This window comes from Flavobacterium enshiense (assembly GCF_022836875.1).
In the GTDB taxonomy this organism is placed as follows: domain Bacteria; phylum Bacteroidota; class Bacteroidia; order Flavobacteriales; family Flavobacteriaceae; genus Flavobacterium; species Flavobacterium enshiense_A.
Map to the genome: position 1 here is coordinate 2,666,263 of NZ_CP090376.1, position 23,658 is coordinate 2,689,920.

Consider the following 23,658-nt stretch of genomic DNA (forward strand, 5'->3'; position numbering starts at 1 on the left):
CACTCCGTAAAAAATCAATAACTTAGCGACCGAAAACAAACAATCAACACAAGATGAAAAATACAGCATTAACGCACGTTCACGAAGGTTTAGGAGCAAAAATGGTTCCGTTTGCAGGTTACAACATGCCTGTTCAGTATGAAGGAGTTAACATAGAACACGAAACTGTTCGTAACGGCGTAGGTGTTTTTGATGTATCTCACATGGGAGAATTCTTTTTGAAAGGCGAAAATGCTTTGGCTTTAATTCAGAAAGTAACTTCAAACGATGCATCGAAATTAGTTGACGGAAAAGCACAATATTCTTGTTTACCAAACAATGAAGGTGGAATTGTTGACGATTTAATCGTTTATAAAATTGAAGACAATCACTACATGTTAGTAGTTAACGCTTCAAATATTGAAAAAGACTGGAACTGGATTTCTTCTCATAACGATATGGGTGTAGATATGCAAAACCTTTCAGACAGCTACTCTTTGTTGGCTATTCAAGGCCCGAAAGCAGCTGAAGCAATGCAGTCGTTAACCTCAATTGATTTAGTCAACATGCCCTATTATTCTTTCCAAATCGGAGAATTTGCCGGTGTGAAAGATGTAGTTGTTTCTGCAACAGGATATACAGGTTCAGGTGGTTTTGAAATCTACTTCAAAAATGAAAATGCTGAATTGATCTGGAACAAAGTATTTGAAGCTGGTGCAGCATTCGGAATCAAACCAATCGGATTAGCAGCTCGTGACACTTTACGTTTAGAAATGGGCTTCTGCTTATACGGAAATGACATCAACGACACAACGTCTCCTTTAGAGGCAGGTTTGGGATGGATTACGAAATTCGATAAAGAATTCACCAATTCTGCAAACCTTAAAAATCAAAAAGAATCAGGCGTTGCTAGAAAATTAGTTGCTTTTGAAATGACTGAGCGCGCTATTCCACGTCATGATTATGAAATCGTTGACGGAAGCGGAAGTGTTATTGGAGTTGTTACTTCAGGAACTATGTCGCCGTCAATGAACAAAGGTATCGGTTTAGGCTATGTGCCAACATCATTATCCTCTGTTGACAGCGAAATTTTCATCAGAATCAGAAAAAATGATGTTGCAGCTAAAGTGGTTAAATTACCATTTTACAAAAAATAATTATCACAAAAGGAGGCTCGAAAGAACCTCCTTTTTTGGCAGAATACATTAATAATTTTACTTTTGTATCTTGTTTAGAACAAAAAAATACATTTAAAATATATTCTTAGAAATGGGAAGAGCATTTGAATTCAGAAAAGCACGTAAAATGAAACGTTGGTCGGCAATGGCTAAAACGTTTACACGAATTGGAAAAGATATTGTAATGGCTGTTAAGGAGGGTGGACCAAATCCGGAGACCAATTCCCGCTTAAGAGCTGTTATACAAAATGCAAAGGCAGCTAATATGCCAAAAGACAACGTAGAGAGAGCAATTAAAAAAGCATCTGATAAAGATACCGCCAATTTTAAGGAGGTTTTATTCGAAGGCTATGCACCTCACGGGATTGCCATTCTGATTGAAACTGCTACCGATAACAACAACAGAACGGTTGCCAACATCAGAAGTTACTTCAACAAATGTAACGGAACTATGGGAACACAAGGTTCTGTAGAATTCATGTTTGACCATACATGTAACTTCCGTATCCCTTCAGAAGGCCAAGATGTGGAAGAACTGGAATTGGAAATGATCGACTTTGGGGTGGAAGAAATTTTCGCAGACGAAGACGGTATATTAATGTATGCTCCATTTGAAAGTTTTGGTGCTATACAAAAAGAACTTGAAAACAGAAACATTGAAATCTTATCATCCGGTTTCGAACGCATTCCTCAAATCACAAAAGAATTAACACCGGAGCAAGTTGCCGATGTCGAGAAGTTATTAGAGAAAATCGAAGAAGATGATGACGTAATGAACGTTTATCACACTATGCAGGAATAGATTGGATTTTCAGACTTCTTAGAAAGTTAGATTTTTAGACTTACAGATATAAATAACTCCGGAGAATACTTCGGAGTTTTTTTTATCGAGTAACTTTATCAAGGATCACATTCTACAATTCCTCATGTAAAATAAAAAAACACTGCACAAGTCTACAATTCCGACGTAAGGAGGAATCTCATGATATGATACCATATAATGCACAGCGGGGATTCCTCCTTTCGTCGGAATCACAGCATAATTAGACAGTCCCTTCACTTTAATCATAGTAACCAGAAACAAAAAACTCCACTTTTCAGCGGAGTTTCTTTCTCTATATCTAACAATCTAAGAAGTCTAGAAATCTAACTGTCTAAGACGTCTATTTTATGAATTCAATCTTTTGAACTTCCTCAGCATTAATACTATCAAAGAATCCTTGCTCATTCATCCATTCATCACTGAACACTTTACTCATGTAACGGGAACCGTGGTCAGGGAAAATCACAACTATATTACTGTTTTCATCAAACTCCCCTTCCTCAGCAAATTGCTTAACAGCTTGCATGGCTGCTCCTGATGTATACCCCACAAATAAACCTTCTTTCTTGGCAATTTCTCGAGCCGTATGAGCACTTTCTTCGTCAGTTACTTTGGTAAATTTATCAATCGCATCAAAATCGGTTGCAGTAGGAATTAAATTTTTACCTAAACCTTCGATTCTGTATGGGTAAATTTCTTCGTTGTCAAACTCTCTTGTTTCGTGGTATTTTTTTAATACCGATCCAAAAGCATCAACACCTAAAACTTTTATGTTTGGATTTTTTTCTTTTAAAAAACGGGCTGTTCCAGAAATTGTTCCCCCTGTACCGCTGCAGGCAATAAGGTGAGTAATTCCTCCTTTTGTCTGCTCCCAGATTTCAGGACCTGTGGAATTGTAATGTGCATCAACATTCAAATCATTGAAATACTGGTTGATATACACCGAACCTTTGGTTTCTTCGTGTAAACGTTTTGCAACATTATAATAAGAACGTGGATCATCGGCAGAAACATGAGCAGGGCAAACATATACTTTTGCTCCCATTGCTCTCAACATGTCAATTTTATCTTTGGAAGATTTTGAACTGACAGCCAAAACACAATCGTATCCTTTAATGATACTAACCATTGCTATACTGAAACCAGTATTCCCGGAAGTTGTTTCGATAATCGTATCACCCGGTTTTAAAATACCTCTTTTCTCCGCTTCTTCTATTATGTAAAGAGCAATTCTGTCTTTTGTTGAATGTCCCGGATTAAAGGCCTCTACTTTCGCGTAAAAGTTACCTTTTAATCCTTCGGTGATTGTATTAAGCCTTATTAGGGGGGTGTTTCCTATTAATTCTAATACATTATTATAGGCTTTTATTTCTTCTTTCATAAAAAATAAATTACTCAAGGCGTGAATATAATCATTTTCTGAAATGTTCACAACCTTACAAATGTATAAAAAATTCTTTATCTACTTTTTAATTCCTTCTAAATCTAACAAAAAAGCATACTCTTTTGCAACTTCTTTAATCGCTTCAAACCTTCCGGAAGCGCCACCATGTCCGGTATCCATATTGGTATCCAAAAATAACTTACTGTCTCCCAGCTTCATAACTCTTAATCTAGCTACCCATTTAGCCGGCTCCCAATATTGCACTTGAGAATCATGCAATCCTGTTGTCACCAACATATTTGGATATTTTTGCTTTGTTATATTGTCATAAGGGGAATAAGAAAGCATATAATCGTAGTATTTCTTCTCATTCGGATTCCCCCATTCGTCATATTCACCAGTTGTAAGCGGAATAGATTCATCCAACATGGTTGTCACAACATCCACAAAAGGGACTTGGGCAATTACACCATTATACAATTCCGGTGCTTCGTTTATCACAACTCCCATCAACAATCCTCCGGCAGAACCGCCTTCAGCATACAAATGATTTTCAGAAGTGTACTTTTGCTCGATTACATATCGGGAACAATCAATAAAATCGGTAAATGTATTTTTCTTTTTAAGTAATTTCCCGTTATCATACCATTCGCGTCCCAAATCTTCACCGCCCCTGATATGCGCAATACCATAGATAAAGCCTCTGTCCAGCAAACTCAAACGGATGGATGAAAAATAAGGATCCATTGAAGAACCATAAGACCCGTACGCATACAACAATAAAGGATTTTCTCCGTCTTTCTTTATTCCGTTTCGGTACACTAAAGAAACAGGTACTTTGGTTCCGTCTTTGGCAGTGGCCCAAATTCGCTCTTCGGTGTAATTATTTTTATCGAATTTTCCACCAAGAACTTCCTGCTCTTTTTTGATGGTTTTTTCTTTGGTTCTCATATTGAAATCAATAACCGAAGGAGGAGTGGCCATCGACTGATAACTGTAACGCAGAATTTCCGTATCGAAATCAACGTTTGTTGTGGTATAAGCCGTATAGGTTTCGATATCAAAAGGCAGATAATATTCTCCTTCCCCACTCCAAGGCATGATTCTTATTTTGTTCAAACCATTGCTGCGTTCTTCCACAACCAGATAATCCCTGAAAATATCAATACCTTCCAGCAAAGTATCTTTTCGGTGCGGAATCAAATCCACCCAATTGTCTTTTGAAGTGGAAGTTTCAGGAGTTTTCATCAATTTGAAATTGGTCGCTTTGTCTTTATTTGTCACCACATAAAAACTGTCGTCGAAATGTGAAATGGAATATTCCAGTCCGCGTGTTCTTTTTTGGAACATTTCAAATTTACCGTCTGGATTATCAGCTCTTAAAATCTGATATTCCGATGTAAGCGTACTCGAAGAGCCGATTACAAGGTATTTTTTCGATTTCTCTTTATAAATGAAGGTAGAAAACGTATCGTCTTTTTCATAAAAAACCACTTGATCTTCATTGGCTTCCGAACCTAATTTATGCTTATAAATCTTATCGGAACGCAGTGTTACCAAATCCTTACGTGTATAAAACAGCGTTTTGTTATCGGCTGCCCAAGTTGAACCTCCTGTAGTTTTTTCCAATTTTACCGGAAGAATTTCATCGGTTTCAAGGTTTTTTATCTGAATAGTGTATTCTCGTCGGGAAACCGTATCAACACCAAAGGCACACCATTTGTTATCTTCACTGACACTCAGTCCGCTCAACTGAAAATAAGCAAATCCCTTTGCCATTTCGTTGCAATCGAACATGATTTCCTCATTAGCATCCAAACTTCCTTTTTTTCTGGCATAAATCGGGTAATCCTTCCCTTTTTCAAATCGGGTAATATAATAATATCCGTTATACAGGTAGGGAACAGAACTGTCGTCCTCTTTGATTCTTGACTTCATTTCTTCAAACAAATCGGCTTGAAATTGTTTGGTATGCTCTGTCATTTTATTGTAGTAATCGTTTTCCTTGTTAAGGTAATCGATTACTTCCGGGTTTTCCCTTTCATTCAACCAATAATAATCGTCTGTACGAATATGTCCGTGTTTTTCAAGTTGTTTTGGCTTTACGGTTGCCAAAGGTGCCGTTATTGTTTCTACCATTTTAGGTTTATTATTTTGAGCAATGCGGATGCAAAAGTAAAACAAACAGAGCTCAAAAGAAATTGAATTTTCATTTATAATCTATCGGCAATTTAATAATTTTGCAAATCAATAATTACTAAATTTATTAACATGTTTGGAGATATCATGGGGATGATGGGTAAGCTAAAGGAAACCCAGCAAAAAATTGAAGAAACTAAAAAACGTTTGGATACCGTTTTAATTGATGAACAAAGCAATGACGGGCTTTTGAAAGTTACGCTGACAGCAAACAGAAAAGTAAAATCCATTACAATTGATGACCGTTTACTGGAAGACAAAGAACAATTGGAAGATTATTTGATTCTAGTTATGAACAAAGCCATCGAAAAAGCAACCAATGTAAATGACGCAGAATTAGCTGCGGTTGCCAAAGACGGCATGCCAAACATTCCAGGATTGGATATGTTTAAATAAAAAAAGGGCGGTTTTAAAATCCGCCCTTTTTTATTTCTTCTTATTCGGTTTTGATTTGTGCTTCAGCACTTTTGCTTCGATGTAAAAAATGGTCTCTTCTGCCATATTTTTTGCATGATCCCCCACTCTTTCAAGTTTTTGGATTATCGATAAAAGGTACAATGCCTGCTCGATATTATCAGGCTTTTCCTTACAGTATTTCGCTATAACACCGTTTGCCTTTTTTTTGATTTTATCCAGTGTTTCATCCTGTTTAAAAATCTTACGGGCCAATTTTGTATCTTCTTTCTCAAAAGCTTCCAAAATATTGGACATCATAAAGATAGACACTTCAAACATCTCCTTGACATTAGCAATTTCAAGAAGTTCTTTATCGAAATCATCATCTATTTCCTTTATGAATCTAGCTATTCCGGCGGCAATATCACCCGTGCGTTCCAGATTGGTATTGATTTTTAAAACAGCCAATACGAATCGCAAATCCATGGCAACGGGATTGAAAAGTGCGAAAACATTTTCACAGTTACGATCCAATTTCAACTCATAGGAATTAACTCTTTTTTCATTGGCAATTATTTCCCTCGCCAAATCATTATCCATTGAAAATAATGACTGATGTGCTTTTTCCAGCTGCAGGTTCACCAACAGCCATAAATCAATTAATTCATCTTTTAAATTCTGTATTTCGTTTTCTAACTGAGTCATCTGATTGTTTTTTTTTATAATTAGAAACAGATACTATTTGGCTTAATTTAACCGAAACGACCTGTAATATAATTTTGGGTTCTCTCTTTTCTTGGGTTTGTAAACATATTTTTCGTCTTATCATACTCAATCAACTCACCCATATAGAAAAATGCAGTATTATCACTTACACGTCCGGCCTGCTGCATATTATGAGTAACGATAACGATAGTATATTTATTTTTCAATTCATAAATAAGTTCCTCTACTTTGGTTGTAGAAATAGGATCCAGTGCCGAAGTTGGTTCATCCATTAACAACACCGAAGGCTGAATAGCAAGCGCACGGGCGATGCACAACCTTTGCTGTTGTCCCCCCGACAGCTCAAATGCCGATTTATGCAATTTATCTTTTACCTCACCCCAAAGCGCTACTTGCTCAATGGATGTGATTACGCGTTCTTCAATCACTTTCTTATCGGTAACCCCATTTACCTTTAAGCCATAAGCGACATTCTCATAAATGGATTTTGGAAACGGGTTCGGCTTTTGAAAAACCATCCCTACATTCTTTCTCAAATCATCCACATTGGTATTTTTGTCGTAAATATTATGTCCGTCTATATAAATTTCACCGTTAAGATGCGTATTATCAATCAAATCATTCATTCGGTTAAGCAAACGTAAATAGGTAGATTTTCCGCATCCTGATGGCCCGATAAGTGCGGTAACCGTGTTCTCCTTCATCGATAACGAAATATCGTGCAAAGCCTGTGTTTCTCCGTAATAAAAATTTACGTTTCTGGATTCAATTTTATGCATGTTAATTCATTTTTACTTTTTTTCCGAAATATTTACGAAGCGCATTGGCCAGTAAATTGGAAAGTAATACAATTATAATTAAGATCAGAGCTGTTCCGTAAGCCATTGCTCTTGAGGCTTCAATATTGGTTCCACTTGTTGATATAACGTATAAGTGATACGGTAGTGCCATCGCCTGATCGAAAATTGATGACGGCAACTTAGGCAGGAAATAAGCTGCAACTGTAAATAAAATGGGAGCTGTTTCTCCTGAAACCCTTCCAATGGAAAGAATCAAACCTGTTAAAATGTTCGGAAAAGCTATGGGTAAAACCACATTGCTGGTAGTTTGCCACTTACTTGCCCCTAATGCTAAACTGGCATGTCTGAAAGTATCTTCAACCGCTTTAAGGGATTCTTCTGTAGTTCGTATCACCACCGGCAACACAAGCAATCCCAATGTTAAGGAGCCAGCCAAAAGCGAATCACCAAATTCCAGTTTGTTTACGAATAATGCCATTCCAAACAAACCAAAAACAATGGAAGGAACTCCCGCAAGATTATTAGTCATTTGCTTGATAATTCTTTTTCCCCAGCCGTCCTTTACATATTCGTTCATATATATGGCAGCCAGAACCCCGACAGGAAATGCAAAAAGTATACTTCCCAAAACCAAGCAAAGCGTTCCGATGATTGCCGGATAAATTCCGCCCTGCGTCATCCCCTCTTTTGGCATTTCTGTAATAAATTCCCAACTGATAACGCTAAATCCTTTAATTACAATAAAAGCTAGTATAATAAACAAAAGAGCTACAATCGAATAACTTATGAGCTGAAATAAGCCGAAAGCTATACTTTGATTTCTTCTTTTAATTTTTGCCAATCGATTTACTTTCTTCATTTTTTAGTGCTTTTTATGCGATTTTCTATGAGTTACCACTTCGACCAGCATATTAATACAAAAAGTAATTAGGAATAAGATACAACCCAAAGCAAATAACGCTTTATAGTGCATCCCTCCGCTAGCCGCTTCACCAAGTTCTGCAGCGATTGTGGCTGGGATAGTTCTGACCGGCGCTAACAGAGTATGCGGAATCACCGCTGCATTTCCGGTAACCATCAAAACCGCCATAGTTTCTCCAATCGCACGCCCAATCCCAAGAATGGCTCCGGCAGTGATCCCGGAAGCAGAATACGGTATAACAACTTTATAAATGGTTTGCCAATGACTTGCCCCTAAAGCCAAACTGGCTTCCTTCATGGCACGTGGCGTGTTATTCATGGCGTCTTCTGAAATCGTGATAATGGTCGGTAATGCCATAATTGCCAACACAATACTACCTGCTAAACCTGTTTCTCCTACCGGCAGATTAAAAATATCCTGTACCAAAGGAACAATTACAACCAAACCAAAGAATCCATAAACTACGGATGGGATTCCGGCAAGCAATTCGATTAAAGGTTTAAGGATGTTACGGGTACGTTTTCTGGCAATTTCACTTAAGTAGATTGCTGCAGCCAAACCAATAGGCAAGGCAATCAATATCGCTCCGAAACTCACCCAAAGCGTACCTAAAATTAAAGGCTTAACCCCCATTTGAGCTACTGGATGCGCTGTTGGAAACCACTCTTCCCCAGATAAAAATTCACGAACCGTTATCTTATTGATATCCAGCTCTCTTCCGTGAAAATTATTGGGTTTGTATTTTTCCGAGAAAAATGCAATTACACCTGGTGTTTTAGACACATACTCATCTATCTTCTCAGGAAAATGTTCAAAGTTTTCACCTAACTCTTCTTCAGAATAAAATTCAGTAATATCTTCTGTACGAAACGGAACGATTGGTTCATTTTTACCGCCTAACGCCGACCAGTTTGTTATTTTTTTATCAAAAATATCCTTAATCTGAGCCGGTTCAAGTTTTTTAATTGTATTCGATGGATGTACGGCTAGTAAAAAGCCTTCTTCAATTGGTTTTTTATTAAAAATACCTACTCCTTCAATAAATAGAAAAAACACTATCAAGACAACCGTGATACTTGTAGCAGCACTACTCAGCATCAGAACCGTTTCTATTACTTTTTCCTTTATTTGCTTAAAATTTGTTTTCAATTCCTTGATTTTATCTTCACCGCAAAAGTACATGAGGCGACCTTTAAGGATGTTTTTTCTGTATTAACCTTGCGTTAAGTTAGTGTTAAGTAAGCACTTATAAATTTACTAATTTCTTTTTTGTTTACATAAAAAAAAGGCAACCTTAAAACAGATTGCCCTTTTGTAAGTATAATAAAAACCTTTTCTTAGTTTAACGGAATATAACCTACTTCAGAAACCACCTTCTGACCTTCCGGTGATAAGGCATAATCTACAACCACTTTAACTTTTGCCGCATTTGCTTTATCAAACATGTAAAACAAAGGTCTTGCGATTGGATAACTTTTATCTTTAGCAGCCGCAATAGAAGGAGCTACAAATGTTTTACCCTGATCATAAGAAACAGCAATATGTTTCACCTCTTTAGATTCGTAAGCCAACCCAACGTAGCCAATCGCACCTTTAGTCTGTCCAACCGCTTGTACAATAGCACCTGTAGCAGGCATACTTAAAACATCTGATGCATAATTCTTTTTATCCATTACTTCTTCTTTAAAGAACTCATAGGTACCTGAAGAAGATTCTCTTGAGTACGCTACGATTTTCTCGTCTGCTCCGCCAACTTCTTTCCAGTTTTTAATCTCTCCAGTATAGATTTTTTCAATTTGCTCGCGCGTTAACTGACCAACTTTATTAGCAGGGTTAACAATTACCGCCAATGCATCAAAAGCAATTGTAACTTTTTCAATTTCTTTTTTACCTTCAGAAAATTTCAATTTCTCCTCTGTTTTTAAATCTCTGGAAGCCATTGCGATATCTGTAGTTCCCTCTAAAAGAGCAGTTACACCAACACCAGTGCCTCCTCCTACTACAGTAACACTAACGTTCTTGTTATTCTTCATCATTTCTTCAGATTCTTTTTGCGCCAAAGGCAAAACAGTATCACTACCTTTTATTGTAACGGCAGTTGCTGTCGAAGCCGCTTCAGTAGCAGTTGCTCCTTCTTCGTTTTTTCCTTTACCACAACTTAACATTCCAATTAAAGGTAACATTAAGAATAATGCTTTTTTTGTCATTTTTTTATTGTTTTAATTTTATTGCAAAATTACTTGAGATGTATTAACTTATTGTTAACTCATCATTACTGTATTATTAATAATATAATAATAAGTAAAACATATAATACTAAGATAACAAAAAACTCAAAATCAATATGATTTTGAGTTTTCAAATATTACCTATATATACGATTTAGAAATTAAACTGTGCCTGTAGACGCAATAAACTTCCTTTCTGATGATTGTCTCTCTTAGCTGCATCTTCATATATCCTGTCTGATATAGTATAATCAGCTACAAATTCGAAATTTTTAAAAGGCTGCCATTCCACACCAATCTCCAAATCGTTAACTTTATAACTTCTGGCATCAAGCTCATGTTTTTTTCCACCTTCATACCAATGATACTTTACAAAAGGAAACAAAACGTGATTTTTAATTTTGGCATTGTACATAATTTGTCCGTATGCCCCCTCAAGTTGCTTTTCTTCAATTGTATTATTTACAGGATTATATTGAGGTCCTTTTCCAATATTTGCCTCACCTTGAAAACCAAAAGGCTTTGGATACCATACAAAGTGAACAGCCGCTCTTTGATCCGTAAATTCAGGATTACCATTTTCAATTAATGGAGCATTTGTACCTGTGGTAAGAGTATTCACAACATATTTACCATTGTAAGCCTGAATACCTGTTTCAAAAATCTGACCGTTGTCCAACACAACAGGATAAGTAAACCTTGCAACAATATGCTGACTGGTGTTAGCTTCCGGACGGTTAGCAGTCTGACCATTAAACATACCCACACCAAAAACCCCATAATCTCCGGAACCTTTTAATCCGTCGTCTACTAATTTTTTAAACAATTGTCTTTTTTCCTTAGTAGCCCAATAAAAGAATATCCCTAAGTCACGCTCATTTGCAACCGCACTATTTAAAGCATCTGCACGATCAAGAGTCAGACGATTTTGAGAAGACTGCAAGTTTTCAAAACCAAAAGGTATTTTACTCTGCCCTACTCTGATTCGGTACTCTTTGTCTTTGTCTAAATTTAAGTCAAAATACGCGTCTCTTATCTGAAAGAAGTGCTTACCGGTTGGAGAAGCATCCGAGGCAAAATCAGGTTGGATGTAAATATACAATCTCTCATGAACATCGCCCGAAAAAACAAGTCGCGCTCTTCTCAGGAAAAAGCTGTTTTTCCCCCCCCAAGATCGGTCGCATTGTTCACATCCCAAATCCGGATTTGTTTCTAACAACTTATTATATCTCACTTGCGCATATCCTCTCAGGGAAATTTTATCATACCATTTCTTTTCTTCCTTTTTAGGAGCAACTTCTTGAGGAGGAACTTCCGTTTTTGTTTCTACAGTTGGTTCTTGTGCCGAAGCCATTAATGATAATAACAGTAGAGACTGTAATAAAAATTTCTTCATTTTAATAAATAATTACCGTTGTTTAAATTCTGCGCAAACTTAACGTTAAACCTTGTTTCCAATATTAACTTAAAGTTATGTTTACAGCAACTTACTGTAAAATCAAACAATTTTTTTCATTAAAAAACAAAGCACTCCCCTAATAACAAGGATTTCATCTTAAATCAAACGAAAAAACATACTTTTATTAAAATAACAAAATAATTTTAACTTTATAAGTTTTTACCTATTCAAAGTGAAAAAGATTTGATCTTGACTATAGAAACCACTATTTCCTTCCATCAATAAATTACATCAAAAATCAAATCTTTTAATTCCAATCAACGAGTTATAATACACACTACATGCGTATTTCCCACAAAAAAAAAAAAAAAGCGCAGTAAATATCCTCACTGCACTTTTATCTGTTAAATGAAAATTTTTTAATTATTTATTTTCTTCTGTTGATTTCTTTTTAAACATTTTTGTAAAGTCAAGGTTGTACGTTAATGCCAACTGGTAAGTATGGTTGTTTTCCTTATGAGCTCCATCCCCTTTTTCAATGAACTGGTTCATATAGCCGGTTTGGATATTACAATCTTTATTAAATCTCCAACCTAAAGCCAAGTACAAACGGTTCTGATCGAAAATGTTAGCCGTAACGTGTTTTCCGAAGTTTACAAAAATCTCATCGGAAGCAACAAAGAAAAATGTATTATCTTTCATCTCCGGTTTAGACAACGGCACCTGAACCCTGAAACGGTAACGGGCTCTCTGACGGAATCTCCAATCTTCCGCATTTGGATTCGCAGCAAGGTAAGCATCCGAAGGCCTAACATAATTACCATCAACGTTCACTAAATTGGCTAGCCATCTCTGCTCCAAACGGAAACGACTGTCATATTGGAAACGGCCAACATTTTCGTGATTAATTACAAATTGCTCCCAGATACGCTGCTCATTAAAGGTATACTGATTGAATCTTGGCGTCGGCATTTCTTTAGCTAATTCACCATACTCAAATGTTTCAACATAAGCCCAACCGGCTGTAACCATATAGGTTTTATTGATTTTGTAATCAACGCCAAATCGCACCAGGTTTTGCATTGGTTCTGAAAACCCCTCATTTCTTCTCCATTGCAATTCAGTATGAAGTCCCCACTTCTCTGAAAGCTTGTGATTTCCTGTGTAAAGAATCCAGGCATCATACTGATCCACTTTAGGATCAAAAGTTTGGGCCAAAGCCACATTATAAAAAGATAAAATTGTTAAAAATACGATGATAAAAATTCTTTTCATTTTATGTTGTCTTAATCTTTAGGCAAAACTAGTGCTATTTATCAAATATTGAGTTAATGTTCGCATTCTGAAAACTTAAAATACTCGTTATCTTTTTAATTATACCTATTTTTGCGGCGCATATCTAATCTATTGTATTAAATAGCTTTTTATAGTAAAACCGAAGTTTATTACCAATAATGAATCTGTCCGAAATCCCATCCCCAAGTTGTTTCATACCCTTTAAAGCGGCGATAGATTCGTATTCGCTGCCGGAACGGTTCACTTTTCCTTTTTATTACGAACCGCATCCGTTAAGCATTTTGGCTGCCAAGGAATTACAAGATTATCTCCAAAATCAAACGGATTGGGAACATAACTTCGGATTAGATGAAAATCAGGAAGGATTGGTAATCGGTAAAATGTTTGGCGTAATGGTTGTCCGAAACCAGCAAAATGAAATCGGTTACTTAACTGCTTTTTCAGGAAAACTGGCCGATAAAAACAATCATCCTTTATTTGTTCCGCCCATTTATGATATGCTCGAAGAAGACAGTTTTTTTATCAGAGGGATTAAGGAACTCACTCAAATCAATGAGCGAATTGAAATCCTGGAAAACAATCCGGATTTCATTTCACTAACCAATGAGCTTCAAATCAAAACAACCTCAGCTGAGCAGAAAATTGAAGAGCAGAAAATAAAAATGAGCGAGGCAAAAAAAGCCCGCAAACTACTTCGCAAAAAAGCTCAGGAAGAAAGCATGGATACAGAATCTTTGGAAACGTTCATGAACGAATTAGTCCGCGAAAGCTTAAAAGACAAGTTTTTGCTGAGAGAATTAACCGAATATCTTGAAGAACGTCTTTCAGAAATAAAGAAAAAAATAGCCGTTTATGGCGATGAAATTGCTTTCTTAAAAGAAGAACGCAAACAAAAATCGGCCAATTTGCAGCAACAGCTTTTCGACCAGTATCATTTCCTTAACAATAAAGGAGAACCCAAAAGCCTTTGCGATATTTTTGAAACCACCGCTTTACTGAAACCGCCTGCCGCTGCCGGAGAATGTGCTGCGCCAAAACTTTTGCAATATGCCTATCTGAATAACCTGCAGCCAATTTCTATGGCCGAATTCTGGTGGGGTGAATCGCCCAAATCAGAAATACGCAAACACGGTCATTTTTATCCGGCCTGCCGCGGAAAATGCGAACCAATCTTAGGTCATATGCTTGAAGGCCTTGAGGTAGATGAAAATCCGCTGCTGATAAATCCTGCTTTGGGAGTTCAGATTGAAACGATTTACGAAGACGATTATTTAGCCGTAATCAACAAACCTGCCGAATTCCTATCCGTTCCAGGGATCAATATCCTGGACTCTGTTTATGAACGCATGAAACTGAAATACCCTGAAGCGACCGGTCCGCTGATCGTTCATCGTTTGGATATGGCTACTTCCGGTTTATTACTGATTGCAAAAGACAAAGACTCACACAAACTTTTACAGGGACAATTTATAAAACGAACCGTTAAAAAAAGATATACGGCTTTACTAAACGGAATCGTAACCGAAGACGAAGGCGAGATCGATTTACCCTTGCGAATCGACTTAGACGACCGTCCGCGACAATTGGTCTGCTACGAATATGGAAAACCGGCAAAAACAAAATGGAAAGTTGTCGAACGAAGTAATGAGCAAACCAGAGTACATTTCTGGCCAATCACAGGAAGGACGCATCAATTACGAATGCATGCTTCCCATGCTTCCGGATTAAACTGTCCGATTGTGGGTGATGATTTATATGGAACAAAAGCCGACCGCCTGCACCTGCACGCTGAATGGATTGAATTCAAACATCCGGTATCCAGAGAAACAATGACTTTCGAAGTCGCTGCCGAGTTTTAAAGTTCTATTTTCGTAAGAGCTTCCAGCACATAATCATGCATTACCTGTTTGTAGTCCAAATGGGTAACGATGCGCAATTTTCCTTTACCCATCGAGCTTATGAAAATGTTTTTCTGTTTTAATTTTTCCATCAATAATGCTTCATCAAACTGAGGCTTAACGGAGAAAATAAGGATATTGGTTTCGATCGGTTCCACAATGTCCACCCAATACAATCGTTGTAATAAGGCACCGATTTCTTTTGCGCGGCGATGATCTTCTTCCAATCTACCCACATTATGTTGCAGCGCATACAATCCTGCTGCCGCCAAATAGCCAATCTGACGCATTCCGCCACCTAATACTTTACGGATTCGCAACGCTCTGTGAATTGTTTCTTTGTTTCCTAAAAGCAAAGAACCCACTGGAGCCCCCATCCCTTTTGACAAACAAACGGATATCGTATCAAACAATTCACCATATTGCTTCGGATGCTGGCGTTTTGCCACCAACGCATTCCATAAACGCGCACCGTCCAAATGGTATTTTAGATTATTATCAGCACAAACTTGTTTAATCCTTCTTAATTCCTCTATATCATAACAAGCTCCTCCTCCTTTATTGGTTGTATTTTCTATACAAACCAAAGAAGTTTTAGGATTATGGTAAAATTCAGGATCAGTAATATGCTCCTCAACCTGAAGGGATGTAATCATTCCGCGATTTCCATCAACCAGTGAACATGAAACGCCACTATTAAACGACGCTCCTCCTGCTTCATACAAATAAACATGTGCCCATTTATCACATATCAGCTGATCTCCCGGTTGGGTATGCAATTTAATTGCCGTCTGATTTGCCATAGTTCCCGATGGAAAAAACAATGCAGCTTCCATTCCGAACAAATCCGCTACGGTTTCTTCCAATTCCACAGCCGTAGGATCCTGACGGTAAACATCATCGCCCACTTTGGCACGAAACATATACTGCAACATTTCCTGGGTTGGTTTGGTAACCGTATCGCTAACTAAATTAATTTCCATATTCTAAAAAGGAATGTCTATTTTTGCGGGATAAAACTACAATTTTTATGGTAAATACCGAACAGATTAAGGATATTATTGAGCGCCTTGGTGCGTTAAGGAGGTATCTTTGACGTCGACAAGAAACTTATTGAGATAGCCAACGAGGAAGAAAAAACCTTTGCTCCCGACTTTTGGAACAACGCCAAAGAAGCGGAAGTTATTGTCAGAAACCTGAGATCCAAGAAAAAATGGGTGGAAGATTATGAAAAAGCCAATAACTTAAGCGAAGAACTTCAGTTAATTTATGAATTCTTCAAAGAAGGCGATGCTACCGAGGAAGAGCTTGATCAACATTACCATACCACACTTTTACATATTGAAAATATTGAATTCAGGAACATGCTTTCAGATGAAGGCGATAACTTGAGTGCAGTACTTCAGATTACAGCCGGAGCCGGAGGAACAGAAAGTTGCGACTGGGCTTCAATGCTGATGCGTATGTACCTGATGTGGGGTGAAAAACAGGGTTATAAAATCAAGGAACTAAACTTTCAGGAAGGTGATGTGGCCGGAATTAAAACGGTTACGCTGGAAATTGAAGGCGATTATTCCTTTGGATATTTAAAAGGCGAAAATGGCGTACACCGTTTAGTCCGCATTTCTCCTTTTGACAGTAACGGAAAACGTCATACTTCATTTGCATCCGTGTATGTGTATCCTTTGGTGGATGATACCATCGAAATTGAAATCAGTCCTGCCGATATTGAAATTACAACTGCACGCTCAAGTGGTGCCGGTGGTCAGAACGTAAATAAGGTAGAAACAAAAGTTCAGTTGGTTCACAAGCCTACCGGAATTCAGATTCAGTGTTCTGAAACACGTTCGCAGCACGACAACCGTCAGCGAGCGATGCAGATGTTACGTTCTCAGTTATACGAAATTGAGCTGAAAAAGAAAATGGCGCAACGTGCCGATATTGAAGCAGGAAAGATGAAAATCGAATGGGGTTCACAAATCCGAAACTACGTAATGCATCCTTATAAATTGGTTAAAGATGTTCGTACCAGCTACGAAACCAGTGATGTAGATGGTGTAATGAATGGCGAAATCGATGAATTCCTGAAAGCCTATCTGATGATGATGGGTCAGAAGGAAGAATCATAAATCCAAAAATTTCGATATAAGCTAAAAATAAAAAATCCCTCAATTGAGGGATTTTTTACTTTATACATGTAAATCTTGAACTAGAACACCATCATAGCACGTTCGCTCATCATATAGTAAACAACTCAGCAAAGTCAGAGACTTTTCGATCTTGGCAACTAATAAACCATCAAAGCTTTACTTTTCAAACACAACCGTTTCCGCAGTGGCACCCAGGTTGAGTAAATGTTGTTTAATGTTTTTTACAAATTCATCAGGACCACACAAATAAAAATGTTGCCCAAAGTCACCAATATTTTCAATAAGGAAATTGCGGTCAATTCTCCGCCCGGCAAATCCGATAACATTTTCGCGCGTAAATATTCTAATAAAATCATTTTTAAGCATGAATTGCAACTCCCCTTCCATGATTACATCAGAAGATGTTTTATTGGAGTAAATTAAACTGTTGCCCTTCAGCTGTCCTTTTATAAAAAGGTCCCGAAATATGGAAACAAAAGGGGTTATACCGGCTCCTGCGGCAATAAAAACTCCAGGCCCCTTATATTGGATTGCACCAAAAACATCATGAAGAATCAGTTCTGCTCCTGCATTCATACGCCCCAGCATGTTTGTTACTCCTTCATGATCAGTGTAAATCTTTATCATAAATTCAAGATAATTTTGTTCCCTTAAACAAGTAAAAGTAAAAGGCCGCAATTTCTTTTCCCAACCAGGAATGTTTAGAGAAACATCGGTTGCCTGTCCCGGAATAAAATCATAACCCGTAGGTTTTTCAACAACAAAACGCTTAACATCATGGGTAATGAAATGCGCCTCTATTATTTTAACGATATGTTTATTCATTTTGAATGTATTATATTACTTATAAATTTACCAAATTCATGAGTATAATATTCCAAATTGTTTAATAAATTTATGAATTTAACGAACCCTGTAACGATTGGCATAACACCTAAAATTAGGTTTAATTACTTAATCTAAATTGATATTTCATATTTATTCCTATTTTAAACTGTCTCAAATGAGTTTGACCTAATACTATATTAGAGTAGGTCTGAAAAGAAAAGGTTACACATAGGGTCATGATTTTACTTCAATAAGAAGATTTGATACAGCTACGCAAAGTCTTCCAACTTTGATTAACTAATAACTTATATATTTTTCATTCTAGAAACACATCTTTTTTAGAGGGTAATTGATTTAGATAGAGAAATATAAGGACATAAAAAAATCCCTCATTTGAGGGATTTTTATCTTTATATGTAAATCTTGAATTAGAATACAAACATCGCTCGCTCGCTCATCATATCGTAAACCTCTTCACCAATTTGTTCTAAAACTTCCTCGTTAGTATGGTTCATGATTACTCTGTCAATCATATCAACAATCGTTTCCATATCTGATTCAACCAGACCACGGGTTGTGATTGCCGGAGTTCCCACACGTATTCCTGAAGTCACGAAAGGAGATTTATCATCAAACGGAACCATATTTTTGTTAACCGTAATATCTGCTTTTACCAAAGCATTTTCAGCTTCTTTACCTGAAATGTTTTTGTTTCTCAAATCGATCAGCATCATATGGTTATCAGTTCCGCCAGAAATGATGTTGTAGCCTCTTTTTACGAAAGCTTCCGCCATCGCTTTGGCATTTTTCTGAACCTGCATTGCATAACGGAAAAACTCATCTGTTAACGCCTCACCGAAAGCAACTGCTTTAGCAGCGATGATGTGTTCCAATGGTCCACCTTGATTTCCAGGGAAAACCGACATATCCAATATGTGTGACATCATTCTGATTTCGCCTTTCGGAGTTGTTAAGCCCCAAGGGTTTTCGAAATCTTTACCCATCATGATCATTCCGCCTCTTGGTCCGCGTAATGTTTTGTGTGTAGTTGTCGTGATAATATGGCAATGAGGAACAGGATCATTCATTAATCCTTTGGCAATTAAACCTGCAGGGTGTGCAATGTCTGCCATTAAAATAGCGCCAACAGAATCAGCGATTTCACGGAAACGTTTGAAATCCATGTCACGGGAATAAGCTGAAGCACCCGCGATGATTAATTTAGGCTGTTCTTTAGTAGCGATCTCCTGAATGATATCATAATTCAAACGACCAGTCTCTTTCTCTACTCCGTAAAAAGTTGTCTGGTATAATTTACCTGAAAAGTTTACTGGAGAACCATGTGTCAAATGACCACCGTGAGATAAATCGAAACCTAAAATTTTATCACCAGGTTTCAAACACGCTGCAAGAACAGCTGAATTTGCCTGAGAACCTGAATGCGGTTGTACGTTTACATACTCAGCTCCGAATAAAGCTTTTGCTCTGTCGATGGCAATTTGCTCGATAACATCCACTACCTCACATCCACCATAATATCTTTTTCCAGGATAGCCTTCTGCATATTTATTGGTTAGTACCGAACCAGCTGCTTCCATTACTTGGTCGCTTACAAAGTTCTCAGATGCAATAAGTTCCAATCCGTGGATTTGTCTGTCTTGTTCTTCAAGAATTAAGTCGAAAATTTGTTCGTCGCGTTGCATTTTCAATTATTTTGTTAAATGGAGTTCAAAAATACGAAAAGTGTTTGGTAAAATCACAATACCAAGTATATTTGATGTATCAAAATATGAACATACAAAAAACACTATATCATGGCAATTACAGCAAACGATCCCAATAGAAAATCATGGTTACATGTACCTGAAAACAGTGATTTTCCTATTCAGAATATTCCTTTCGGTGTTTTTATCACTAAAGAAGATGTAGTTACCATCGGAACCCGAATTGGTGATTTTGCCATCGATATGGGCGCTTTACAGCAACTAGGGTACTTTGAAGGTATTGATTTGACAGACGATATGTTCATGCAGGACACGCTGAACGACTTTATCGGAGATGGTAAAAAAACCTGGAGACAGGTACGTAACCGTCTTGCAGATATTTTTGACGAAACCAATGCAACTTTAAGAGACAATAAATCACACCGCGATGTGGTTGTTTTCAATATTGATGATGTGGAAATGCAATTGCCGGTTCATATCGGAGATTATACCGATTTCTATTCGAGTAAAGAACACGCAACCAATGTTGGTAAGATGTTCCGGGATCCGGAAAATGCATTATTGCCTAACTGGTTACACATTCCTGTTGGTTACCACGGAAGAAGTTCAACTATTGTCCCTTCAGGGATTCCGGTACACCGACCAATGGGCCAAACATTACCAAACGGAGAAACGCAGCCTGTATTCGGTCCTTCCCGTTTAGTGGATTTCGAATTGGAAACTGCTTTTATTACTACTGATGCTAACATTATGGGTGAAAACATCCCATTGACAGAAGCAGAAGATTATATTTTCGGAATGGTTTTATTGAACGACTGGAGTGCTCGTGATATCCAAAAATGGGAATATGTACCGCTTGGACCATTCCTGGCAAAAAACTTTGCCTCATCCATTTCTCCATGGATTGTAACATTGGATGCATTAGAGCCATTCAGAACTGCTTCTCCTAAGCAAGAACCGAAACCACTTCCTTATTTACAGCAAACCGGTGATCACGCATTCGACATTAATCTTGCGGTATCCATTGCTCCGGAAGACAGCGAAGAAACCTTAGTATGTAAATCCAATTTCAAATATATGTATTGGACAATGAGCCAGCAGTTGGCTCACCATACCATTAACGGATGCCGAATTAACTCGGGTGACATGATGGGTTCCGGCACTATTTCCGGAACGACAGAAGACAGCTTTGGGTCGATGTTGGAATTGACCTGGGGCGGACAAAAACCACTTAAAATGAAAGACGGTTCAGAGCGTAAATTCATTAATGACGGTGACACCGTAATTATGCGTGGGTACTGTCAAAATGGTAATGTCCGCATCGGATTTGGAGAAGTTTCCAGTAAATTGCTTCCTCCAATTACCACTAAATAAAAAAATCAATAAGCTCCGAAATTAAGCCTTCGGAGTTTTTTTTGCCTGTACATTAAATCCGGCTTAGCCCCGATGGAAACGGCATCCTTTTTGTTTTGTTTTTTTGAACAAAACAAAAAGATATAGTGGACAGCGGGATTAGCTTCTAAAAAATTATATTTTTGCTGAAATTTACGGTTTATGAATAAAATTTACACTTTAGTCCTATTATTGTTATTTATTTTTTCCTGCGGCGTAAACCATACGCAAAGTATGTTGAGTGGTGGCAACTACGATGGTGCCATTAACAATGCCGTGGATGCGTTACGAACCAACAAAAACGCAAAAGGAAAGCAAGATTATGTGTTTCTGATGGAAGAAGCATTTGCAAAAGCCAAAGAACGCGATTTAAGGGATATCGAAATGTTGGCAAAGGATGCGAATCCGGCCAATCTTGAAAAAATTCATAATTTATATTTAGGCTTAAACAACCGTCAGGAAAAAATCAGACCCCTATTACCGTTATACCTGATTGGAGAACACAGAAATGCTGCTTTTGATTTTGGTAATTATTCTGACCAGATTATCAGCAGTAAAAATGCCCTGTCAAAATATCTTTATGACAACTCGAAATTACTTCTTCAGTCAAAAGATAAGATGAGCTGCCGCAAAGCTTATGACGATTTTAATTATCTGGAAAGCATCAATCCAGGTTATAAAGATGTAAAGAAATTAATAGACGAAGCTCAGTTCAGAGGAACAGATTACGTTAGTGTATTTACTAAAAACGAAACCAATATGGTTATCCCCGGTCAATTGCAAAACGACTTACTGGATTTCAGCACGTTTGGTTTAAATGACAAATGGACCGTTTACCACAGCAACCGTCAAAAAGGAATCAATTATGATTACGGATTAATTGTGAACTTCCGTCAGATCAATATTTCTCCGGAGCAGATTAAAGAAAAGGAATTCATCAAAGAAAAGCAGATAAAGGACGGAACTAAAACGTTACTTGATGCTAATGGAAATGTGGTTAAAGACAGTTTAGGTCATCCCATTAAAGTAGATAATTTTAAAATGATTACCGCTAATATTTATGAATTCCGACAGTTTAAAGCCTGTCAGGTCACTGCAAAAATTGACTATATAGATTTTAAAACCAACCAGTTGATAGAAACGTTTCCTCTTGCAAGCGAGTTCGTTTTCGAACACATTTATGCCAATTACAACGGTGACAAACGCGCATGTGATGAAAACTATTTGTCTTATTTCAACGCAAAAGCAGTAGCTTTCCCTACGAATGACCAAATGGTATATGATTCCGGGGAGGATTTGAAAGCGAAAATGAAAAATATTATTACTCGGAATAAATTCAGACGACAATAGATATTCCGTTATACTTACTCAGTAAAAAACTTCCGTAATGGAAGTTTTTTTTATTCATTTTTCATAAAATATAAGTTTTTTCTTTCAATTTTGTCATACAAATACTACTTTAGTGTTTTAAACTATTTTATATGAAAACACAAGTAGTATTCGCCGCCACATTGATTAGTTGCTTAACAATTCAGGCGCAAAAGCTGGAACAACCAAAACCGTTTCCGGTAAAAGAATCTTTCAGTAATCCCATAGTTTCGCCGGACGGTAAATTTGTATTACTGACAAAAGAACAAAATAAGGGAGTGTATCTCTTGAACGTCAAAGAAAACAAGGTCAAAAAAATTTCAAATCAGAATGGCAGTGGTTATGCCTATTCATGGAATCAAAACAGTTCGACTTTTTATTTTCGGGAAAAGAACAAAGCAGATTACCATTCTCATGCGGTAATTACTGCTTACGATATTAAATCCAAAAAATTAATGAAGCAAAATGGAACAAATCCTAACTGGCTCCCTTCATTTAAAGGATTTGAAGAAAACAAAACAGTGGTTTACACCAATCTTTTCTCCTTAAAAATTGAAGCCAAAAATTTGGAAACCCAAAAAAGTTGGGTAGTTACCAATGATGAAGGGCAATTTTATAACGCCATTTTATCGCACAACGGAAAAAAAGTAGCCGTTCACAAGGGAGCCGATATTTATATTTATGATGTCGATGGAAAAAGTGCAGGCATAAAAATCGGAACCGGAATTGCTACTTCATGGTCACAGGACGACAAATATTTGATTGGATTTATAGATGAAAGCAAAGATGGGCATTCGGTGAGCAATTCCGATTTGTATTTGTTTGAAGTCGAATCCCGTAAATCAAAAAAACTGACCGACACTAAAGACAATTACGAAATGTTTCCTTGCTTTTACGGGGACAATAAAGTTATGTTTTCCGATGACAAAACCGGTAAAATTTATGTTTCTGAACTAAAACTATAAGCC

20 protein-coding genes are annotated in these 23,658 nt (G+C 37.2%); 8 read left to right on the forward strand and 12 right to left on the reverse strand.

The window, feature by feature from the left end:
- Positions 1 to 53: 53 nt before the first annotated feature.
- Together gcvT and LZF87_RS12005 are read left to right on the forward strand one after the other, a co-directional pair.
- Positions 54 to 1,136, forward strand: coding sequence for a glycine cleavage system aminomethyltransferase GcvT (gene gcvT / locus LZF87_RS12000; RefSeq protein WP_244339268.1), 1,083 nt, complete (start codon positions 54 to 56; stop codon positions 1,134 to 1,136).
- A 112-nt stretch (positions 1,137 to 1,248) separates the two neighbouring features.
- The gene (locus LZF87_RS12005; RefSeq protein WP_023574841.1) at positions 1,249 to 1,959 is read left to right on the forward strand and encodes a YebC/PmpR family DNA-binding transcriptional regulator; all 711 of its coding nucleotides are present in this window, start codon (positions 1,249 to 1,251) and stop codon (positions 1,957 to 1,959) included.
- Between the two features lie 361 nt (positions 1,960 to 2,320).
- On the opposite strand, the gene LZF87_RS12010 is transcribed toward LZF87_RS12005, so the two are convergent.
- Both LZF87_RS12010 and LZF87_RS12015 read right to left on the reverse strand, forming a co-directional pair.
- The gene (locus LZF87_RS12010) at positions 2,321 to 3,361 is read right to left on the reverse strand and encodes a PLP-dependent cysteine synthase family protein (RefSeq protein WP_244339270.1); all 1,041 of its coding nucleotides are present in this window, start codon (positions 3,359 to 3,361) and stop codon (positions 2,321 to 2,323) included.
- 81 nt (positions 3,362 to 3,442) lie between these two features.
- Positions 3,443 to 5,503 (reverse strand): S9 family peptidase, encoded by a 2,061-nt coding sequence (locus LZF87_RS12015; protein WP_244339272.1) that lies wholly within the window; start codon positions 5,501 to 5,503, stop codon positions 3,443 to 3,445.
- Between the two features lie 132 nt (positions 5,504 to 5,635).
- Here LZF87_RS12015 and LZF87_RS12020 point away from each other — a divergent pair, with 132 nt between their 5' ends.
- Complete coding sequence (locus tag LZF87_RS12020; protein ID WP_244339274.1) at positions 5,636 to 5,959, forward strand: YbaB/EbfC family nucleoid-associated protein; 324 nt, start codon at positions 5,636 to 5,638, stop codon at positions 5,957 to 5,959.
- A gap of 30 nt (positions 5,960 to 5,989) precedes the next feature.
- Here LZF87_RS12020 and phoU read toward each other — a convergent pair whose 3' ends face one another.
- From phoU to LZF87_RS12055, 7 genes are all read right to left on the reverse strand, one after another.
- Positions 5,990 to 6,664 (reverse strand): phosphate signaling complex protein PhoU, encoded by a 675-nt coding sequence (gene phoU, locus LZF87_RS12025; RefSeq protein ID WP_244339276.1) that lies wholly within the window; start codon positions 6,662 to 6,664, stop codon positions 5,990 to 5,992.
- A gap of 47 nt (positions 6,665 to 6,711) precedes the next feature.
- Positions 6,712 to 7,464 carry a phosphate ABC transporter ATP-binding protein PstB gene (gene pstB, locus LZF87_RS12030; protein WP_244339278.1) on the reverse strand — a complete coding sequence of 251 codons (753 nt, stop codon included), beginning with the start codon at positions 7,462 to 7,464 and terminating at the stop codon, positions 6,712 to 6,714.
- 1 nt (position 7,465) lies between these two features.
- Positions 7,466 to 8,344: a phosphate ABC transporter permease PstA gene (gene pstA / locus LZF87_RS12035; protein ID WP_244339280.1), complete on the reverse strand. Its 879-nt coding sequence runs from the start codon at positions 8,342 to 8,344 to the stop codon at positions 7,466 to 7,468.
- Positions 8,345 to 8,347: 3 nt separating this feature from the next.
- Positions 8,348 to 9,556, reverse strand: coding sequence for a phosphate ABC transporter permease subunit PstC (pstC, locus tag LZF87_RS12040; RefSeq protein WP_244339282.1), 1,209 nt, complete (start codon positions 9,554 to 9,556; stop codon positions 8,348 to 8,350).
- A gap of 188 nt (positions 9,557 to 9,744) precedes the next feature.
- Entirely contained in the window at positions 9,745 to 10,614 is an 870-nt protein-coding gene (locus LZF87_RS12045) for a PstS family phosphate ABC transporter substrate-binding protein (RefSeq protein ID WP_244339284.1), read from the reverse strand.
- Positions 10,615 to 10,789: 175 nt separating this feature from the next.
- Complete coding sequence (locus tag LZF87_RS12050) at positions 10,790 to 12,031, reverse strand: porin (protein WP_244339286.1); 1,242 nt, start codon at positions 12,029 to 12,031, stop codon at positions 10,790 to 10,792.
- 426 nt (positions 12,032 to 12,457) lie between these two features.
- A complete protein-coding gene (locus LZF87_RS12055) occupies positions 12,458 to 13,309 on the reverse strand; it encodes a DUF2490 domain-containing protein (protein ID WP_244339288.1) in 852 nt (283 codons plus the stop codon).
- A gap of 179 nt (positions 13,310 to 13,488) precedes the next feature.
- On the opposite strand from LZF87_RS12055, the gene LZF87_RS12060 reads away from it, so the two are divergent.
- Entirely contained in the window at positions 13,489 to 15,189 is a 1,701-nt protein-coding gene (locus tag LZF87_RS12060) for an RluA family pseudouridine synthase (RefSeq protein ID WP_244339290.1), read from the forward strand.
- Here the strand turns inward: LZF87_RS12060 and LZF87_RS12065 are convergent.
- Complete coding sequence (locus LZF87_RS12065; protein ID WP_244339292.1) at positions 15,186 to 16,211, reverse strand: threonine aldolase family protein; 1,026 nt, start codon at positions 16,209 to 16,211, stop codon at positions 15,186 to 15,188. The two genes, LZF87_RS12060 and LZF87_RS12065, sit on opposite strands and share 4 nt — an antisense overlap.
- 47 nt (positions 16,212 to 16,258) lie before the next feature.
- On the opposite strand from LZF87_RS12065, the gene prfB reads away from it, so the two are divergent.
- Positions 16,259 to 17,357 (forward strand): peptide chain release factor 2 gene (gene prfB, locus LZF87_RS12070; RefSeq protein ID WP_244339294.1). Its coding sequence is split into 2 segments (ribosomal slippage): positions 16,259 to 16,321 and positions 16,323 to 17,357, totalling 1,098 coding nucleotides; the frame shifts between segments, so codons are not numbered across the junction.
- A gap of 177 nt (positions 17,358 to 17,534) precedes the next feature.
- On the opposite strand, the gene LZF87_RS12075 is transcribed toward prfB, so the two are convergent.
- Entirely contained in the window at positions 17,535 to 18,203 is a 669-nt protein-coding gene (locus LZF87_RS12075) for an FAD-binding oxidoreductase (RefSeq protein ID WP_244339296.1), read from the reverse strand.
- A gap of 431 nt (positions 18,204 to 18,634) precedes the next feature.
- The gene (glyA, locus tag LZF87_RS12080) at positions 18,635 to 19,909 is read right to left on the reverse strand and encodes a serine hydroxymethyltransferase (RefSeq protein WP_244339297.1); all 1,275 of its coding nucleotides are present in this window, start codon (positions 19,907 to 19,909) and stop codon (positions 18,635 to 18,637) included.
- 111 nt (positions 19,910 to 20,020) lie between these two features.
- Between glyA and fahA the strand changes: the two genes are divergently transcribed.
- The 3 genes from fahA to LZF87_RS12095 all read left to right on the forward strand — a co-directional run bounded on the left by fahA (position 20,021) and on the right by LZF87_RS12095 (position 23,655).
- Positions 20,021 to 21,304 carry a fumarylacetoacetase gene (fahA, locus tag LZF87_RS12085; RefSeq protein WP_244339299.1) on the forward strand — a complete coding sequence of 428 codons (1,284 nt, stop codon included), beginning with the start codon at positions 20,021 to 20,023 and terminating at the stop codon, positions 21,302 to 21,304.
- 180 nt (positions 21,305 to 21,484) lie between these two features.
- Positions 21,485 to 22,672, forward strand: a complete 1,188-nt coding sequence (locus LZF87_RS12090) for a hypothetical protein (RefSeq protein WP_244339300.1) — start codon at positions 21,485 to 21,487, stop codon at positions 22,670 to 22,672.
- A gap of 131 nt (positions 22,673 to 22,803) precedes the next feature.
- On the forward strand, positions 22,804 to 23,655 hold the full coding sequence (locus LZF87_RS12095) for a hypothetical protein (protein WP_244339301.1): 852 nt from the start codon (positions 22,804 to 22,806) through the stop codon (positions 23,653 to 23,655).
- The last annotated feature ends 3 nt before the right edge of the window (positions 23,656 to 23,658 follow it).

What these genes read in the sequence shown, in the direction of transcription:
- LZF87_RS12095 (WP_244339301.1), top strand. Translation starts at nt 22,804, where the DNA reads ATGAAAACACAAGTAGTATTCGCCGCCACATTGATTAGTTGCTTAACA.
- LZF87_RS12065 (WP_244339292.1), bottom strand. Translation starts at nt 16,211, where the DNA reads ATGGAAATTAATTTAGTTAGCGATACGGTTACCAAACCAACCCAGGAA.
- pstB (WP_244339278.1), bottom strand. Translation starts at nt 7,464, where the DNA reads ATGCATAAAATTGAATCCAGAAACGTAAATTTTTATTACGGAGAAACA.
- LZF87_RS12005 (WP_023574841.1), top strand. Translation starts at nt 1,249, where the DNA reads ATGGGAAGAGCATTTGAATTCAGAAAAGCACGTAAAATGAAACGTTGG.
- LZF87_RS12050 (WP_244339286.1), bottom strand. Translation starts at nt 12,031, where the DNA reads ATGAAGAAATTTTTATTACAGTCTCTACTGTTATTATCATTAATGGCT.
- LZF87_RS12045 (WP_244339284.1), bottom strand. Translation starts at nt 10,614, where the DNA reads ATGACAAAAAAAGCATTATTCTTAATGTTACCTTTAATTGGAATGTTA.
- phoU (WP_244339276.1), bottom strand. Translation starts at nt 6,664, where the DNA reads ATGACTCAGTTAGAAAACGAAATACAGAATTTAAAAGATGAATTAATT.
- fahA (WP_244339299.1), top strand. Translation starts at nt 20,021, where the DNA reads ATGGCAATTACAGCAAACGATCCCAATAGAAAATCATGGTTACATGTA.
- LZF87_RS12015 (WP_244339272.1), bottom strand. Translation starts at nt 5,503, where the DNA reads ATGGTAGAAACAATAACGGCACCTTTGGCAACCGTAAAGCCAAAACAA.
- LZF87_RS12020 (WP_244339274.1), top strand. Translation starts at nt 5,636, where the DNA reads ATGTTTGGAGATATCATGGGGATGATGGGTAAGCTAAAGGAAACCCAG.
- LZF87_RS12010 (WP_244339270.1), bottom strand. Translation starts at nt 3,361, where the DNA reads ATGAAAGAAGAAATAAAAGCCTATAATAATGTATTAGAATTAATAGGA.
- LZF87_RS12075 (WP_244339296.1), bottom strand. Translation starts at nt 18,203, where the DNA reads ATGAATAAACATATCGTTAAAATAATAGAGGCGCATTTCATTACCCAT.
- glyA (WP_244339297.1), bottom strand. Translation starts at nt 19,909, where the DNA reads ATGCAACGCGACGAACAAATTTTCGACTTAATTCTTGAAGAACAAGAC.
- LZF87_RS12055 (WP_244339288.1), bottom strand. Translation starts at nt 13,309, where the DNA reads ATGAAAAGAATTTTTATCATCGTATTTTTAACAATTTTATCTTTTTAT.
- LZF87_RS12090 (WP_244339300.1), top strand. Translation starts at nt 21,485, where the DNA reads ATGAATAAAATTTACACTTTAGTCCTATTATTGTTATTTATTTTTTCC.
- pstA (WP_244339280.1), bottom strand. Translation starts at nt 8,344, where the DNA reads ATGAAGAAAGTAAATCGATTGGCAAAAATTAAAAGAAGAAATCAAAGT.
- gcvT (WP_244339268.1), top strand. Translation starts at nt 54, where the DNA reads ATGAAAAATACAGCATTAACGCACGTTCACGAAGGTTTAGGAGCAAAA.
- LZF87_RS12060 (WP_244339290.1), top strand. Translation starts at nt 13,489, where the DNA reads ATGAATCTGTCCGAAATCCCATCCCCAAGTTGTTTCATACCCTTTAAA.